The organism is Acidisphaera rubrifaciens HS-AP3 (genome assembly GCF_000964365.1).
Lineage (GTDB): Bacteria > Pseudomonadota > Alphaproteobacteria > Acetobacterales > Acetobacteraceae > Acidisphaera > Acidisphaera rubrifaciens.
This window is the reverse complement of the sequence record NZ_BANB01000963.1, coordinates 1-335: the sequence shown is the minus strand read 5'-3', so window position 1 is coordinate 335 and position 335 is coordinate 1. Positions and strand designations below refer to the sequence as shown.

Annotated in this window: 1 protein-coding gene; it reads left to right on the top strand. The window is 73.4% G+C overall.

The annotated features are described in order from the left end of the window. Positions 1 to 335 (top strand): type II secretion system protein GspM (gene gspM, locus B8460_RS19385; protein ID WP_048863272.1); only part of this gene is annotated, 335 nt, incomplete at both ends.

Genomic DNA, 335 nt, shown 5'->3' with positions numbered 1-335 from the left:
ACACCACCGGCCCCGCGCCGCAGGCGCTGATCGCCGGCGCGAACGACGCCATCGCGTCCGCGACGCTGCAGGAGCGGCTGCAGGCGATGGCCGGTGCGACCGATGCCTCCCTGGCGAGCGTGGAGGCGCTGTCCGGCGAACAGGCGGGGGCGCTGCGGCGCATCGGCCTGCGCGTGACGCTCAGCACGACCTGGCCGGTGCTGATCCGCCTGCTCGGCGCGATCGAGGCGGCGGCGCCGCGGATGCTGATCGACGACCTGCAGGTGGAGGGGTCGGTGATCCCCGTACGCAACGGCGAGCAGCGGATGGAGGCGCGGTTCAATGTCTACGCCTTC